13 protein-coding genes and 2 pseudogenes are annotated in these 14,792 nt (G+C 72.0%); 6 read left to right on the forward strand and 9 right to left on the reverse strand.

The window, feature by feature from the left end; all coding sequences use genetic code 11:
• The first annotated feature begins 48 nt into the window (after positions 1-48).
• Complete coding sequence (locus AC07C1_RS14950; RefSeq protein WP_478939097.1) at positions 49-528, forward strand: N-acetyltransferase family protein; 480 nt, start codon at positions 49-51, stop codon at positions 526-528.
• On the opposite strand, the gene AC07C1_RS14955 is transcribed toward AC07C1_RS14950, so the two are convergent.
• From AC07C1_RS14955 to AC07C1_RS14965, 3 genes and pseudogenes are all read right to left on the reverse strand, one after another.
• Positions 517-2,034: an MFS transporter gene (locus tag AC07C1_RS14955; RefSeq protein ID WP_478939098.1), complete on the reverse strand. Its 1,518-nt coding sequence runs from the start codon at positions 2,032-2,034 to the stop codon at positions 517-519. The two genes, AC07C1_RS14950 and AC07C1_RS14955, sit on opposite strands and share 12 nt — an antisense overlap.
• 82 nt (positions 2,035-2,116) lie before the next feature.
• A pseudogene (locus tag AC07C1_RS14960) lies at positions 2,117-3,125 on the reverse strand (zinc-binding dehydrogenase).
• Positions 3,126-3,182: 57 nt separating this feature from the next.
• A pseudogene (locus tag AC07C1_RS14965) lies at positions 3,183-3,325 on the reverse strand (FAD-dependent oxidoreductase); the annotation flags it as partial.
• A gap of 166 nt (positions 3,326-3,491) precedes the next feature.
• Here AC07C1_RS14965 and AC07C1_RS14970 point away from each other — a divergent pair.
• Complete coding sequence (locus AC07C1_RS14970) at positions 3,492-4,184, forward strand: pentapeptide repeat-containing protein (RefSeq protein ID WP_478939099.1); 693 nt, start codon at positions 3,492-3,494, stop codon at positions 4,182-4,184.
• 3 nt (positions 4,185-4,187) lie between these two features.
• On the opposite strand, the gene AC07C1_RS14975 is transcribed toward AC07C1_RS14970, so the two are convergent.
• Positions 4,188-4,688, reverse strand: coding sequence for a hypothetical protein (locus AC07C1_RS14975; protein WP_478939100.1), 501 nt, complete (start codon positions 4,686-4,688; stop codon positions 4,188-4,190).
• Positions 4,689-4,779: 91 nt separating this feature from the next.
• Between AC07C1_RS14975 and AC07C1_RS14980 the strand changes: the two genes are divergently transcribed.
• The gene (locus AC07C1_RS14980) at positions 4,780-6,171 is read left to right on the forward strand and encodes a M1 family metallopeptidase (protein WP_478939101.1); all 1,392 of its coding nucleotides are present in this window, start codon (positions 4,780-4,782) and stop codon (positions 6,169-6,171) included.
• 37 nt (positions 6,172-6,208) lie between these two features.
• Here AC07C1_RS14980 and AC07C1_RS14985 read toward each other — a convergent pair whose 3' ends face one another.
• The 3 genes from AC07C1_RS14985 to AC07C1_RS14995 form a co-directional block, all read right to left on the reverse strand.
• Entirely contained in the window at positions 6,209-7,780 is a 1,572-nt protein-coding gene (locus AC07C1_RS14985; RefSeq protein WP_478939433.1) for a M4 family metallopeptidase, read from the reverse strand.
• 348 nt (positions 7,781-8,128) lie between these two features.
• Positions 8,129-9,067, reverse strand: coding sequence for a GNAT family N-acetyltransferase (locus AC07C1_RS14990; RefSeq protein ID WP_478939102.1), 939 nt, complete (start codon positions 9,065-9,067; stop codon positions 8,129-8,131).
• Between the two features lie 167 nt (positions 9,068-9,234).
• Entirely contained in the window at positions 9,235-9,810 is a 576-nt protein-coding gene (locus AC07C1_RS14995) for a TerD family protein (protein ID WP_451375727.1), read from the reverse strand.
• 160 nt (positions 9,811-9,970) lie between these two features.
• Here AC07C1_RS14995 and arfB point away from each other — a divergent pair, with 160 nt between their 5' ends.
• On the forward strand, positions 9,971-10,408 hold the full coding sequence (gene arfB, locus AC07C1_RS15000) for an alternative ribosome rescue aminoacyl-tRNA hydrolase ArfB (RefSeq protein ID WP_478939103.1): 438 nt from the start codon (positions 9,971-9,973) through the stop codon (positions 10,406-10,408).
• 122 nt (positions 10,409-10,530) lie between these two features.
• Positions 10,531-11,436, forward strand: coding sequence for a sigma-70 family RNA polymerase sigma factor (locus AC07C1_RS15005; RefSeq protein ID WP_478939104.1), 906 nt, complete (start codon positions 10,531-10,533; stop codon positions 11,434-11,436).
• Between the two features lie 150 nt (positions 11,437-11,586).
• On the opposite strand, the gene AC07C1_RS15010 is transcribed toward AC07C1_RS15005, so the two are convergent.
• Both AC07C1_RS15010 and AC07C1_RS15015 read right to left on the reverse strand, forming a co-directional pair.
• Positions 11,587-12,045 (reverse strand): GNAT family N-acetyltransferase, encoded by a 459-nt coding sequence (locus tag AC07C1_RS15010; RefSeq protein ID WP_478939105.1) that lies wholly within the window; start codon positions 12,043-12,045, stop codon positions 11,587-11,589.
• Positions 12,046-12,095: 50 nt separating this feature from the next.
• Positions 12,096-12,668: a flavin reductase family protein gene (locus AC07C1_RS15015; RefSeq protein WP_478939106.1), complete on the reverse strand. Its 573-nt coding sequence runs from the start codon at positions 12,666-12,668 to the stop codon at positions 12,096-12,098.
• A gap of 337 nt (positions 12,669-13,005) precedes the next feature.
• On the opposite strand from AC07C1_RS15015, the gene cdgB reads away from it, so the two are divergent.
• Positions 13,006-14,700: a diguanylate cyclase CdgB gene (gene cdgB / locus AC07C1_RS15020; RefSeq protein ID WP_478939107.1), complete on the forward strand. Its 1,695-nt coding sequence runs from the start codon at positions 13,006-13,008 to the stop codon at positions 14,698-14,700.
• The last annotated feature ends 92 nt before the right edge of the window (positions 14,701-14,792 follow it).

The following is a 14,792-nucleotide window of genomic DNA, read 5'->3' on the forward strand; positions in this document are numbered from 1 at the left end:
GGGCGTCCTCCGCGGCGGGGGAGGGGAGCCGCTGGCTACCCTCCCCTCATGATTCGTGCCGCGACCCCCGCCGACGTCCCCGTCATCCACGCCCTGATCCGCGAGCTGGCCGAGTACGAGAAGGCCCCGCAGGAGGCGCGGGCCAGTGCGGAGCAGCTGCGGGAGGCGTTGTTCGGGGAGCGGCCGGCCGCCTTCGCGCACATGGCGGTGGACGAGGACAGCGGTGAGCCGGTCGGCTTCGCGCTGTGGTTCCTGAACTTCTCCACCTGGCGCGGAGTGCACGGCATCTATCTGGAGGACCTGTACGTCCGCCCCGGTGCGCGTGGCGGCGGGCACGGGCGGGCGCTGCTGACCGAGCTGGCGCGGATCTGTGTGGAGCGGGGGTACGAGCGGCTGGAGTGGTCGGTGCTGAACTGGAACCGGCCCGCCATCGGCTTCTACGAGGCGCTGGGTGCCCGCCCGCAGGACGAGTGGACGGTGTACCGGCTCACGGACGGGGCGCTCGCCGCACTGGGCTCAGCCCACTGACTCCGGCACCGGCGTCTTCGCCGCTGGGCCGTGCTTCGGGGCCCTGGCGGTGACCATCAGGCCCGCGACCAGCGCGGCGAGCAGCATCACGCCGGCCGCCCACCAGATGGCGACCGTGTAGCCGTGCACCACGCCCGCCGGGACCACGACCGCCTTCTGGGCGGGACTGTGCAGATGGGCGGTGATGTAGCCGGCGCTGCTGGTGGTGGCGATGGTGTTGAGCAGCGCCGTACCGATCGAACCACCGACCTGCTGCGAGGTGTTGACGGTCGCGGAGGTGACCCCGGAGTCGCGTGGGGCGACACCGGAGGTCGCCGTGGCGAACACCGGCATGAAGGTCAGGCCCATGCCGAGACCGATGAGGATCAGGGCGGGCAGGATCTCGCCGGTGTAGGAGGAGTGGACCGTCATCCGGGTCAGGAGCATCAGCCCGGCCGCGGCGAGGAGCATGCCGGGCACCAGCAGCATGCGCGGGGCCACGTGGTGCAGCAGGCGCGCGGAGATCTGCGTGGACCCGGTGATGATCGCGGCGGTCAGCGGCAGGAAGGCCAGGCCCGCCTTGACCGGCGAGTAGCCGAGGATGACCTGCAGGTAGTAGGTCATGAACAGGAACAGCCCGAACATGCCGATCACCGCGAGCATCATCGTCAGGAAGCAGCCCGCGCGGTTGCGGTCCCGGACGATGTGCAGCGGCAGGAGCGGGCTGGGGGCTCTTTTCTGCCACCAGACGAATGTGGTCAGCAGGGTCGCGCCGGCCGCGAACAGGCCGAGGACCAGTGGGTCGGTCCAGCCGCGCGGCTCGGCCTCGCTGAAGCCGTAGACGATCGCCACCAGTCCGCCGCAGCCGAGCAGCGCGCCGGGCACGTCGAGGCGGGCGCCGGTGTGGCCGGGGCGGTCGTACAGCAGGGCGAAGGCGCCGAGGACCGCGACGACCGCGATGGGCACGTTGACATACAGGCACCAGCGCCAGTTCAGGTACTCGGTGAGCAGACCGCCGACGATGAACCCGATCGCCGAGCCGCTGCCGGCGAGGGCGCCGTAGATGCCGAAGGCCTTGCCGCGCTCGCGCGGGTCGGTGAAGGTCGTGGTCAGCAGGGACAGCGCGGAGGGTGCGAGGAGGGCGGCGAAGGCGCCCTGCAGTGCGCGGGCGCCGAAGAGCATGCCGGAGCCGGTGGCCGCGCCGCCCAGCGCGGAGGCGACGGCGAAGCCGATGAGGCCGACGACGAAGGTGCGTTTGCGTCCGACGAGGTCGGCGATCCGGCCACCCAGCAGGAGCAGGCCGCCGAAGGCCAGGGTGTAGGCGGTGATGACCCACTGCCGGGTGCCGTCGGACATGTGCAGGTCGTGCTGGGCGGAGGGCAGCGCGATGTTCACGATCGTCGCGTCCAGGACCACCATGAGCTGGGCGAGGGCGATGACGACCAGGCCCCACCAGCGGTGCGGGTCGGCTCCGTCCGCCGCGGTCCCGGCCGGTGCCCCGGCGTCGTCCGTTCGGCCGATACCCATCACGCCAGAAGACCACGAATCGGGACGTAGCGCATCCGGGTGTGCGGCTCGGCCGCCGGTGGCCGGGATCAGGGCCGGTGCTTCATGGTTCCAGCACCACTTTGCCGATCGTGCGCCGGTTCTCCAGCGCCCGGTGTGCGGCGGCCGCCTCCGCGAGCGGGAAGCGGGTGACGGCCGGGCGCAGCCGGCCCCGGGCGGCCTCGGCGAGGGCGCGCAGTTCGAGTGCGCGCAGGCCTCCCGCCTTCCGGAGCATGCGCGGGCCGAGGACGCTCTCGGAGACGCCCTCGACGAGGTGACCCCGCCCGTCCCCGATCCCCTCCGCCGACCAGCCGAAGACCAGGTGCCGTCCGCCGGGCCCGAGCAGTGCGACGGCCTCCCGGGCTACCGCGCCGCCGACGCCGTCGTAGACGATCGTGGCGTGCGGGGTGTCCGCTGCTCGAGCGGAACGGAGGGCCCTGGGGAGGCCGCCGAGCCGGGCGCGGACCTCGGCGGGCCAGCCGGGCGTGGTGTAGTCGACGGCGAGGTCGGCGCCGTTCGCCCGGACCCGGGCGGTCTTCTCCGCTCCGCCCGCGAGCCCGATCACCACGGCCCCGGCGTTCTTGGCGTACTGCACGAGGAGGGTGCCGATGCCACCCGCCGCGGCCGGTACCACCACCACGTCGTCCGGTCCCGGCTCGGCGAACCGCACGATGCCCAGCGCCGTGCGCCCGGTGCCGATCATGGCGACGGCCTCGGCGGGGTCCAGGCCGTCCGGGACCTCGTGCAGGCGCTCGGCGTCGGTGACGGTGAGCTGGGCGTAACCTCCGGGCGCGGCGCCCAGGTGGGCCACCACCCGGCGCCCGAGCCACGCCTCCTCGACCCCGTCGCCGAGCGCGTCCACGACCCCCGCCACCTCGCGGCCGGGCACGGTCGGCAGCGCCGGCAGCTCGGGAAGCGGGCCCCGCCGGCCCTCCCGCAGGGCCGCGTCGCAGGTGCACCCCGGCCGCCGCGACGGCGATCCGCACCTGGCCCGGGCCGGGGACCGGGTCCGCGACCTCCTCGTGGGTCAGGTTCTCGGCCGGGCCGAAGGCGTGGAGACGGACGGCGTGCATGGGACCCCCACAGCTCATGGCCAGGTGTGACCGGTTCGGCGGCTCCACCCTCCGACCTCAAGCGCGCTCGAGGTCAAGGACGGGCCGGTCGAGGATCAGGGACACCGCCGTGACCGCGCTGCGGAAGGACACCTCCGACAGCACGCCCGGGCCGCCACCTGGTCACCTGCGAGACAGACCCCGTCGCCCCGGTCGCCTGCTCCAGGAGTCCCGGTGCGGCCGGCTGGCTCCGGGTTCGTCCGGTCCCGGCTCGTCCGGTCCTTGGAGTACGACCGTTCGGATCCCCGGAATGTGACATCACCGGATCACCGGCGGGGTTTCCCCCGCTCGGGGCGGGTTGTCAGTGGCGGGGTGCAGCATGGGCGCATGGCGAGGAGAGCGATGGGCGGCGGGCCGGCGGGCCGGGCAGTGGTGAAGGGCGCGCGACGGCCGGAGGTGCGGCTGCCGGCTCTGGAGCCGTGGGCCGGCGGGGAGCTGGAGCCGGACGGTGACTACGACGGGCTGGAGTTCCGGGAGGCGGACCTGGCCGGACAGGACGGCGTGGGCGCCCGGTTCATGGACTGCGCGCTGACGGGCTGCGTGGTGGACGAGACGGGACTGGGCCGGGCCCGGGTGCTGGACTCGGTCCTGACGGGGCTGCGCGGCGTCGGTACGCACCTCGCCGAGTCCACGTTCCGTGACGTGGAGGTGGTCGACGCCCGCCTGGGCGGCACCCAACTGCATGGCGCCGTCCTGGAACGGGTCGTGGTCCGGGGCGGCAAGCTCGACTTCCTCAACCTCCGCGAGGCCCGCCTCAAGGACGTCGTCTTCGAGTCCTGCGTGCTGGTCGAGCCGGACTTCGCGGGCGCGGTCCTGGAGCGGGTGGAGTTCGTCGACTGCGCCCTGAAGGAGGCCGACTTCGGCGGTGCGACCCTGAGGGACGTGGACCTGCGCGGGGCCGCCCCGCTGGAGATCGTCCGGGGCCTGGACCGGCTCTCCGGAGCGGTGATCAGCACCGGTCAGCTGCTCGACCTGGCCCCGGTGCTGGCGGCCGAGCTGGGGATCCGGGTGGCGGGGTGAGCCTCAGGGCAGGCGGGGGAAGCGGGCCTGGAGCGTCCAGATCGCCGGGTTCTCCGCCAGGTCGTCGTGCAGGTCGGTCAGGTCCGCGATCAGGTCGTGGAGGAAGTCCCGGGCCTCGCGGCGGAGTTCGGCGTGGGAGAAGCTCAGCGGGGACTCCTCGGCGGGTGTCCAGTCGGCGCTGATGTCGACCCAGCCGAAGCGGCGCTCGAAGAGCATCCGGTCGGTCGACTCGGTGAAGTCCAGCTCCGCCCGCTGCGGCCGGGCGGCGCGGGAGCCCAGCGGGTCCCGGTCCAGCCGCTCCGCGATGTCGCACAGTGCCCACGCGAAGTCCAGCACCGGCACCCATCCCCAGGCTGTGGACAGCTCCCGGTCCGTCTTGGTGTCCGCGAGGTAGACGTCCCCGCAGAACAGGTCGTGCCGCAGCGCGTGGACGTCCGCGCGGCGGTAGTCGGTCTGCGGCGGGTCCGGGAACCGGTTGGAGAGGGCGTAGCCGATGTCGAGCACGGAGGAGATGGTGTCACGCCGACGGCGGCACCCCTGCCCGGGTGTACCGCACGCCTGCTCCGGCGCACGGCACCCCTCTAAGATCACTGACATGTCCAGATCCGTGCGTCTTGTCCCGGCCGTCGCGGCACTGCTCGCCCTGGCCCTCACCGGCACCGCGTGCGACGGCGGTGTGCACGGCTCCCCGGGCGGCTCCGGCGTACGCGATCCGTACTTCCCGAAGGCCGGCAACGGCGGCTACGACGTCGGCCACTACGCCCTCACCCTCGACTACACCCCGGCCACCCGCCACCTCACCGGCACGGCGGTCATCACCGCCCGCGCCACCCAGGACCTGTCCGCCTTCGACCTCGACCTCGCCGGACTGGACGTCGACTCGGTCACCGTCGAGGGCGAGGACGCCCGCGTCAGCCGCTCCGGCCAGGAACTCACCGTCCGCCCCCACGACGACCTGACCAAGGGCGAGACCTTCAGTACGACCGTCCGCTACTCGGGCACCCCGCGGACCCTCACCGACCCCGACAGCTCCAAGGAGGGCTGGCTGCCCACCGCCGACGGCGCGCTCGGCCTCGGCGAGCCGGTCGGCTCCATGGCCTGGTTCCCCGGCAACCACCACCCCTCCGACAAGGCGGCGTACGACATCACGGTCACCGTCCCGAAGGGGCTCCAGGCCGTCTCCAACGGCGAGTTGACGAGCGAGAGCACCAAGGGCGGCCGCGCGACGTACGCCTGGCACATGGCCCAGCCCATGGCGAGCTACCTGGCCACGGTCGCCGTCGGGCACTTCACGATCACCCGCGGCACCGGCCCGCACGGCCTGCCGGTCCTCGACGCCGTCGACCCCACCCAGGCCAAGGCGAGCAAGGACGTCCTCGCGAAGATCCCCGAGATCATCGACTGGGAGGAGACCAACTTCGGGCCGTACCCCTTCTCCTCCACCGGCGCGATCGTCGACCGCCCGGAGGACGTGGAGTACGCCCTGGAGACCCAGGGCCGGCCCGTCTACCCCGGCGCCCCCGACACCTCCACCCTCGTCCACGAACTGGCCCACCAGTGGTACGGCGACTCGGTCACCCCCACCTCCTGGCGCGACATGTGGCTCAACGAGGGCTTCGCGACCTACGCGGAGTGGCTGTACGAGGAGGATCACGGCGGCAAGAGCGCCCAGCAGACCTTCAAGGACCTCTACGAGGGCGACCACGAGGAGATCTGGGCCTTCCCGCCCGCCAGGCCCTCCAGCGCCGCGCACATCTCCGACAGCCCCGTCTACGAGCGCGGCGCGATGGTCCTGCAGAAGATCCGGCAGAAGGTCGGCGACGACACCTTCTACGACATCGTCCAGGGCTGGGCCGCCGCGCACCGCCACGGCAGCGCGAGCACCGCCGACTTCACCGTGTACGTGCAGAAGAAAGCGCCGGACAAGGACTTCACCGGTATCTGGAAGGACTGGCTGTACGGGGACGGCAGACCGGACCACCCGTGACGGGCGGCCCGGCTGCCGTACTGACCGGCTGGTGTGGCTACTTCACGTTGACGGCCTTCCAGGCCGCCGCCACCGCGTTGTACTCCGCGCTGCCCGAGCCGTACAGGTCGGCCGCGGCCCGCAGGGTGCCGGTGCGGGCGCCCGCGTAGTCGGTGGAGGAGGTGAAGTACGTGGTCAGGGCCTTGTACCAGATCTGGTCGGCCTTGGCCCGGCCGATGCCGGTGACCGTGGAGCCGTCGTAGGTCGGGGAGTTGTAGGAGACCCCGTTGACCGTCTTCGCGCCGCTGCCCTCGGACAGCAGGTAGAAGAAGTGGTTGGCGACACCGGACGAGTAGTGCACGTCGAGGCGGCCGACGGTGCGGGACCAGTAGTCGGCGGAACCGCCGTCCTTGCTGGGCTTGTCCATGTAGCGCAGCGGGGTGCCGTCGCCGTTGATGTCGATCTTCTCACCGATGAGGTAGTCGCCGGGGTCGGCGGAGTTGTTCGCGAAGAACTCCACCGAGGTGCCGAAGATGTCGGAGGTGGCCTCGTTCAGACCGCCCGACTCCCGGCTGTACTTGAGGCCGGCGGTGGCCGCGGTCAGGCCGTGGCTCATCTCGTGGCCGGCCACGTCGAGCGAGGTGAGCGGGTCGGCGTTGGCCGTGCCGTCGCCGTACGTCATGCAGAAGCAGCTGTCGTCCCAGAACGCGTTGACGTAGGCGTTGCCGTAGTGGACGCGGGAGTAGGCGGCCCTGCCGTCGCCCGCGATGCCGTTGCGGCTGAACGCGGACTTGTAGAAGTCCCAGGTGACGGCGGCGCCGTAGGCGGCGTCCACGGCCGCGGTCTGGCGGTTGCTCACGGTGCCGTCGCCCCAGGCGTCGTCGGCGTCGTGGAAGAGGGTGCCGGTGCCGGACGTGCCGCCGTTCAGGTCGTAGGTCTTGTGGCCGCCGCGGCCGCCGTCGGTCAGGTCGTAGCCGCCGGAGGAGGAGGCGGTGGTGCCGAGCGGGACGGTGCCGCTGTACTGGCTGGTGCCCGTGCCGGTGTCGATCGCCTCGTAGGAGTAGATCTCCTTGCCGGTCCGCGCGTCCGTGACGACGTGCAGCTCGCTCGGGGTGCCGTCGTGCCGGCGGCCCTTGACGACGGACTCGTAGGCGAGGACCGGCTTGGTGCCGGCCGCCCAGACGACCTTGCGGGAGGCCGAGGCGGTGGCCTTGGCGGTGCCGGCGGCCTTGAGCGCGGTCTTGAGCGCGGTCTTCTGCGCGCTCGCCGGGGAGACGGCGGCCGCGGTGGTCGGCACGGATATCCGGGCCTCGGTCGCCTTGCTGACGCCCTTGAGTGATCCGTTCTTCGCCACGTGGGTGACCAGATCGCCGCCGAGCACGGGCAGACCGGCGTACGTGCGCTCGTAGCGGGTGTGGACCGTGCCGTCGGCGTCCTTGACCACGTCCCGGACGACCAGCTTCTCCTTGGTGCCGAGGCCGAGCTTGCGGGCCGCCGTGCCGGCGTGCTGCTGAGCCGACTTCAGGGCCGCGCTGCGGGCGGGGGCGCTGAGGGCGACCGCGGTGGCGCCGGAGGGCTGTGGTGCGGGGGCGGCCGTCGCGGGGCCGTTCTGCAGCGCGAGGACGACCATCGCCGCGGAGCCGACCAGGGCGGCGGCGCGCACGGCGGTCTTGCGGGAGGTGCGGGACACGTGGGGCTGCTGTCTCACTCGATCTCCTTCGGACTGGTCTCCGTGGGGTCGGAGACACAGGCGGGGCACAGGTGATGCACAGAAGTTGCGGCGAGCGAGGAGAGAGTGACAGCGGTGACGGCCTGTTTGACAGGGTGCCGACAAGACTTTTTACGTGTTCGTATCCGGAGGACGTGCTGCGGAATCCGTTATGCGGACGCAGTCACCGCGATCAACCCCCCGTTTATGAAGCGCACTTGATGCGTACGGCGTCACAGTCGACGGCCGCTGTCCACCGCGCCGGTGTCCTCAGTGCTCCCACTCGTCGAGCAGCCGGGCGAGGTCCGGCGGCCACACCGGCTCCGCCTCCGCGGCCAGCTCCGCCCTGCTCCACCACCGCCAGGTGAGGATGCCGTCGGCGGCGTGCTCGGCGGCGAGCCGGGGACCGGCCAGGTCCCGGCGCGGGCCGCGGGTGACGTAGATGTGCTCGTGCTGACGGACGGGAACGGTGTGCGTGAAGTCGTGTTCCCAGGTGCACAGCAGCGGGCCGGGCTCCAGGTCGGTCCAGCCGGTCTCCTCGGCCAGCTCCCGCCGGGCGCCCTCGCGCAGGCTCTCGCCGGGCTCGAGACCGCCGCCGGGCAGCGCCCAGTGGACGCCGACCTCGACGTTGTCGTACCGGAAGAGCAACACCGCGCCCTCCGGGTCCACGACGGCGATCCGGGCTGCCCGCCGGGGTGTCCGCAGCACCTTGCGCAGAACGGCGCAGGGGCGGCCGAGGGCCTGGTCGGGGCGGCGGTCGAGCACCTCGTAACCGAGGGCGGTCCAGAAGCCCAGGGCCTTGGGGTTGCTGTCGAGGACGGCGAGCCGCACGGCTTTGCGGCCTTGCGTGCGGAAACGATTCTCGAGGAGTTCGGCGAGGGTGCGGCCGTAACCCTTGCCGTGTTCGGCCGCGTCCACCATCAGCAGTCCGATCCACGGGTCCGGGTCGGCGGGGTCGGGGTGGTGGGCCAGCGTGATCCCCACACCGACGAGCCGCCCCTCTTCCGCGCGGGCCGTCAGCACCTCGGCGCCCGGCACGGCCAGCTCCTCGGCCAGCGCCGCCGCCACCTGCTCCGGGCGGATGTCGTCCGGGTCGGGGAAGTCGCCGCTGAGCCGCTGGAACTCGCGGTTGGACGCGTACAGCGCGGTCAGCTCGGTGAGCAGCGGAACCGGGATGTCCTGACCGGGCGACAGGGGCTCGAGGATCATGAGCGCCAACTTATCGCCCGGGACCCGAACGCCGGGAGGCCGGAAGCCCGGAGGGCAGGCGCCTTCAAGGGTGGGCCCGGAGGGCGGGAGCCCCCGTTGCGGTTCTCCGCGGTCCGGGGGCTCCTTCAGCGCTGGGGGCGTCACCCGCGCCGATCGCTCGGGGAGCGTCAGACGTTCACGCCGAAGTCCTGGGCGATGCCGACCAGGCCGGAGGCGTAACCCTGGCCCACCGCGCGGAACTTCCACTCCGCTCCGTTGCGGTACAGCTCGCCGAAGACCATGGCGGTCTCGGTGGCGGCGTCCTCGGAGAGGTCGTAGCGGGCGATCTCGGCGCCGCCGGCCTGGTTCACGATGCGGATGTAGGCGTTGCGGACCTGGCCGAAGTTCTGGCCGCGGTTCTCGGCGTCGTAGATGGAGACCGGGAAGACGACCTTGTCGATGTCGGCCGGGAGCGCGGCCAGGTTGACGTTGATCGCCTCGTCGTCGCCGGAGCCCTCGCCGGTGCGGTTGTCACCGGTGTGGACGATGGTGTTGTCCGGCGTCTGCTTGTTGTTGAAGAAGACGAAGTGACCGTCCGAGTAGACCTTGCCCTGCGGGTTCACCGCGATGGCGGAGGCGTCCAGGTCGAAGTCCGTGCCGGTGGTGGTGCGGACGTCCCAGCCGAGGCCCACGGTGACGGCGGTCAGGCCCGGAGCCTCCTTGGTGAGCGAGACGTTGCCACCCTTGGACAGGCTTACAGCCATGTTGGGAGTCCCTTCCTTAGATATCCCTGCACACGTGTGCCGACGAAGCTACCGTCACCGGGAAGAACGTCGAGGGGGGTCCCGGTGGTTCCGGATCCCTTTACCTTTTTTACCCGGGTCGGTGAAAACCGGATGACGTGGGACGGGCCGGACCGGGAACATGGAACGCATGTCCGGGCCTTACTTCATCCGCGGCTCCGTCTCGCTCCCCGAGGCCGAGCTGATGTGGCGTTTCTCGCGGTCTTCCGGGCCCGGCGGGCAGCACGTCAACACCAGCGACTCCCAGGTGGAGCTGCGCTTCGACCTCGCACGCACCGAGGCGCTTCCCGAGGTGTGGAAGGAGCGGGCCCTGCAGCGGCTGGCCGGACGGCTCGTCGACGGCGTGCTGTCCGTCCGGGCCTCCGAGCACCGCTCCCAGTGGCGCAACCGCGAGGCCGCCGCCGTTCGCCTGGCCGCGCTCCTCGCGGAGGCCACCGCGCCTCCGCCCAGGCCCCGTAGGCCGACCCGTATCCCGCGCGGCATCAACGAGCGCCGGCTGCGGGAGAAGAAGCAGCGTTCGGAGACGAAGCGGGGGCGCTCCGGGCGGGGCTGGGGCTGACCGTTCCGGCCGGTCTCCGCGTCGTTCCCTTCCGTCGCCCGTGGCGCGCTGTCACATCTCCGGCCGGTGACGCGTCATGCGGGTGGGGGACCACCGAACCGCAGGAGAGGCCGGACCAGCCGATGAGCGACCAGCACAGCGACCGCGACCAGCACAGTGACGGCCTGGGTGACGGCGACAACGCGCAGAACCGGGGCAACGACTTCCTCGCCGGGCGGTTCGAGGCGTACCGGGGGCACCTGCGGTCCGTCGCCTACCGGATGCTGGGCTCGGCCACCGAGGCCGAGGACGCGGTCCAGGAGGCGTGGTTCCGGCTGAGCCGGTCCGACACGCGCGAGGTGGAGAACCTCGGGGGCTGGCTGACGACCGTCGTCGGCCGGGTCTGCCTCGACATGCTGCGCTCGCGTCGCTCCCGTGGCGAGGAGCCCCTGGAGACCTGGGATCCGGCGCCCTCCGCCGAGCCGGACCCCGCGCAGGACGCCGTGCTCGCCGACTCGGTCGGGGTGGCCCTCCTGGTCGTCCTCGACACGCTCTCGCCGGCCGAGCGGCTGGCCTTCGTCCTGCACGACCTGTTCGGGGTGCCGTTCGAGGAGATCGGCGGCATCCTCGGGCGCAGCCCGGCCGCGGCACGGCAGCTCGCCAGCCGGGCCCGCCGCCGGGTGCGCGGCGCCGACGCGCCGGAGACCGACCTGGCCCGCCAGCGGAGGGTGGTGGACGCCTTCCTGGCGGCGGCGCGGGGAGGCGACTTCGACGGGCTGCTGGCGGTGCTCGACCCGGACGTGGTGGCCCGCAGCGAGGCCGGTGTGACCAGTGGTGCGCCGGGGGTCGCCTCCGGCGCGAGGAGCTTCGCCCGGCTCGCGGACATCGCGCGTCCGGCGCTGGTCGACGGCGCGATCGGCCTGGCCGTCACCACCGACGGCCGCCTGGAGCGCGTGCTGACCTTCACCTTCGCGGCCGACCGCATCACGGTCATCGAGATCCTGACCGACCCGGCACGGCTGGCGGAGCTGACCGTCGAGGCGGCCTAGGTGTGCTGTCCACGGAGGTCGGTGACAGCGATCACTGACGTGTGATCTGGAAACGGCACGACCTGGGCCGGCAGAACCAGCGGGGGGCGCTGGAAGTCGAGCTGCCGGTCCGGGTGCCGGGAGACGAGCCGGTCGCAGTTCCCCGGCGCGTCACAACTCCAGCACCGCCACCGTCTGTCCCCCGCTCGTCTCCCCGTTCTTGCGGAATCCCAGGCGGAGGTAGAACTCCTCGGGGCCGTCCGGGCCGGGATGCCAGGTGACGTACAGCTGCGTGCCGCCGCGGCGGCGGATCTCGGTGGCCACGGAGTCGACGGCGAAGCGGCCGTAGCCCTTTCCCTGTTCCCCGGCGGCGATGTTGAGCCGCCACAGCCCGGAGCGGTGGACGCTGCCGTCGCCGTACCAGTCGATGTCGAGGAACGCCATCAGGAAGCCGACCGCGCGGTCCTCCTCGACGATCAGGCGGGGCCAGGCGACTTCGGCCGGGTGGACGTACGCCTCGGCGAGGGACTTCACGACCGGCTCGACCGCGTGTTCCTGGTCGGGGCGGACACGGATGGCGAGCGCGGCGTCGAGATTCCCCGGGGTCAGCTCTTCCAGGCGACGGGTCATCCGCGCACCCTAGACACGTTGATCATTCCGCGACCAGCGAATTCGGGGGCTCAGCCCAACTGACGGTAACGGCCGCGGAAGTGGAGCAGCGGGCCGCCCTCCGCGCTCGGCACCTGTGCGGTCAGGACGCGGCCGATGACCAGGGTGTGGTCCCCGGCGGTCACCCGTTGCTCGGTGCGGCACTCCAGGGTGGCCAGCGCGCCGCCCACCAGCGGGGCGCCGGTGACCTCGCCGCGGACGTAGGGGATGTCCTCGAAGAGCAGGCGGTCGCTGATGCGGCCCTTCATCGCGAAGCGGCCGGCGATGTGCCGCTGGCTCTCGGTGAGGACCGACACCGCCCACAGGGGCTGCTCGTCCAGCAGGTCGTCCATGCGGGAGCCCTCGCGCAGGCTGACCAGGACCAGCGGCGGGTCGAGGGAGACCGACATGAAGGCGGTCGCGGTCATGCCGACGTCCTCGACGCCCGGCGCCTGCGGGTCGTCCGGGTCCAGTGGCGGTTCCTGCGCGGTCACCAGGACCACGCCCGACGCCAGCCGGGACATCGCGGCCCGGAACTCGTCGTTGCTCACCCCCTCAGCATGCCCGGAAGGGGTGAGGGCGGTGGGGGAGGCGGTGTTCAGCACGCCGGAAACGCTAGTCTCCGCTCCCAGGGCCTCGCATCGGGCCTCCGCCCGAGCCTGGTCCTAGGACCAGCGGACGACCGTTGTGCGCATCCTGTGTACTCACCGACAAAGCTTGCGTTCGGGAAACACACAGGCCAATCGCGGAAACTCCACTCAATTGTTCACGTTCCCCTGTGACTTGAGTCACAAGGGGCATGAATTGTTGACCCTGTGTACCGAGTGGGCAGCGCGCTGTGATTCAGTGGCTGGGAAGTCGGAAGAGCACAGTAAGAGCCACCGTAAAGAGGCGCCGAAGACAACCCTTGATTCGCTGCGAGGTCTCGGGGGGAGGGCGAGCATGGAGACCGAGTCGGAGCCGTATGTCCGCCTTGCGTCCCTGCGGCAGCTGCACCAGGTCATGGCCGACATGAACACGGCACGCAGCCTGGCGGACACACTGCAGACCGTCGCCGACGGCGCGGTCCAGGCTCTCGGGTTCGAGATGGCGTGCGTGAACCTCGCACGCCCCGACGGCGACCTCGTCGTCGCCGCCTTCTCCGGGAACTCCGCCGCCGAGGCCCTCATCACCGGCCGGGTCGGCTCCCGCGAGTCCTGGGAGCGGCGGCTGAACATGGGCGAACAGTGGGGCGACCTGGTGTTCATACCGCACACCGAGGGCTGGGTGCTCGACGACGACGACGTGCCGCAGTGGCACACCGACGGGCCCGCGCCCCGCTTCGAGGACGAGTGGCACCCCGCCGACCGCCTCTTCGCGCCGATGTGGACCCCCGGCGGGCAGAGCGGCTCCTCCGGCGAGCTGCTCGGCGTCATATCCGTCGACCGGCCGCGCAACGGCCGCCGTCCCGGTGCCTGGGGCCGCGAGGCGCTGCAGATGTACGCCTTCCAGGCCGCCATCGCGATCAGCAACGCGCGTCTGCGTGCCAACATGCAGCGGGCCCTGGTCCGTCTGGAGCGCGAGCAGCAGGCCCTGCGCGCCAGCGAGGAAAGCTTCCGGCAGGCCTTCGAGTACGCCCCCTCCGGCATGGCCATCGCCGAGATGGGCGGCGACCAGCACGGCCGGATCCTGCGCACCAACGACGCCCTGTGCCGCCTGCTGGGCCGCCCGGCCTCCGCGATGCGCCGCTACTCCTTCTCCGACCTCGTCCACCCCGAGGACATCGGCACCCTGCTGCGCACCTCGGCGGAGGGCGGGCGCGCCGAACTCCGGCTCGGCCGCCGCGACGGCAGCTACGTCTGGGTGTCCCTGCGCAACTCCGTCGTCGCGGACGCCGCCGACGGCCCCCGCTTCCTGCTCACCCACGTCGAGGACATAGAGGAGCGCAAGCGCCGCGAGCTGCAGCTCGCCCACCGCGCCTCCCACGACTCCCTCACCGGCCTGCCCAACTCCGCCGAGCTGCGCTCGCGCCTGTCGGCCCGCCTGTGCCGGCGCGCGGCCCACCCCGGCGCCCTGGAGTCCCTGGACGCGGCCTACGGCCACCCCGAGGCCCTCGGCTCCGCACGAGCGGGCGGGATCCCCACCGCCTTCGACGCACCCGCCGGCCACGGCTTCGACTTCACACCGGGCCCGGAGGCGTACGACGCCTACGACCACCACGTGCACACCGTCGCCCCCGCGGACGGCCGCGACGACGGCACCAAGGGCCTCGCGGTCCTCTTCTGCGACCTCGACGGCTTCAAGTCGATCAACGACCGCTTCGGCCACAACGCGGGTGACGCGGTTCTCATCGAGGTGGCCCGGCGGCTGTCCGGTGCGGTCCGGGACGGCGACACGGTGGCCCGGCTCGGCGGCGACGAGTTCGTGATCCTCGCCGACGGCCTCGGCCGGGCCGACGCCCAGGACCTCGCCGTACGGCTGCGCAACGAGATCATCCAGCCCATCCGCGCCGAGGGGCGGGCCGTCCGGGTGGGCGCGAGCTTCGGCATCGGCTGGGCACACTGCGGCATGACGGCGGACGAGGTGCTGAAGTCGGCCGACGAGCGTATGTACGTAGAGAAACGATCTCGTCCCAAACAACATCGGCGCGCCGGATGAACCGCAGGTCAGTGAGCTGATGCGGTCCGAGTCACCCCTTTGGGTCAGCGAGAGCGGGTAGGCTCGCCATTCCAGACCCGTACCGCATTCGC

It is taken from the genome of Streptomyces sp. NPDC045022 (assembly GCF_056432605.1).

Bases quoted from the DNA above. Each gene is read 5' to 3' on its own strand.
- AC07C1_RS14950 (WP_478939097.1), top strand. From the start codon at position 49: ATGATTCGTGCCGCGACCCCCGCCGACGTCCCCGTCATCCACGCCCTG.
- AC07C1_RS14985 (WP_478939433.1), bottom strand. From the start codon at position 7,780: ATGGTCGTCCTCGCGCTGCAGAACGGCCCCGCGACGGCCGCCCCCGCA.
- AC07C1_RS14980 (WP_478939101.1), top strand. From the start codon at position 4,780: ATGTCCAGATCCGTGCGTCTTGTCCCGGCCGTCGCGGCACTGCTCGCC.
- AC07C1_RS14995 (WP_451375727.1), bottom strand. From the start codon at position 9,810: ATGGCTGTAAGCCTGTCCAAGGGTGGCAACGTCTCGCTCACCAAGGAG.
- AC07C1_RS14955 (WP_478939098.1), bottom strand. From the start codon at position 2,034: ATGGGTATCGGCCGAACGGACGACGCCGGGGCACCGGCCGGGACCGCG.
- cdgB (WP_478939107.1), top strand. From the start codon at position 13,006: ATGGAGACCGAGTCGGAGCCGTATGTCCGCCTTGCGTCCCTGCGGCAG.
- AC07C1_RS15005 (WP_478939104.1), top strand. From the start codon at position 10,531: ATGAGCGACCAGCACAGCGACCGCGACCAGCACAGTGACGGCCTGGGT.
- arfB (WP_478939103.1), top strand. From the start codon at position 9,971: ATGGAACGCATGTCCGGGCCTTACTTCATCCGCGGCTCCGTCTCGCTC.
- AC07C1_RS14970 (WP_478939099.1), top strand. From the start codon at position 3,492: ATGGCGAGGAGAGCGATGGGCGGCGGGCCGGCGGGCCGGGCAGTGGTG.
- AC07C1_RS15010 (WP_478939105.1), bottom strand. From the start codon at position 12,045: ATGACCCGTCGCCTGGAAGAGCTGACCCCGGGGAATCTCGACGCCGCG.
- AC07C1_RS14990 (WP_478939102.1), bottom strand. From the start codon at position 9,067: ATGATCCTCGAGCCCCTGTCGCCCGGTCAGGACATCCCGGTTCCGCTG.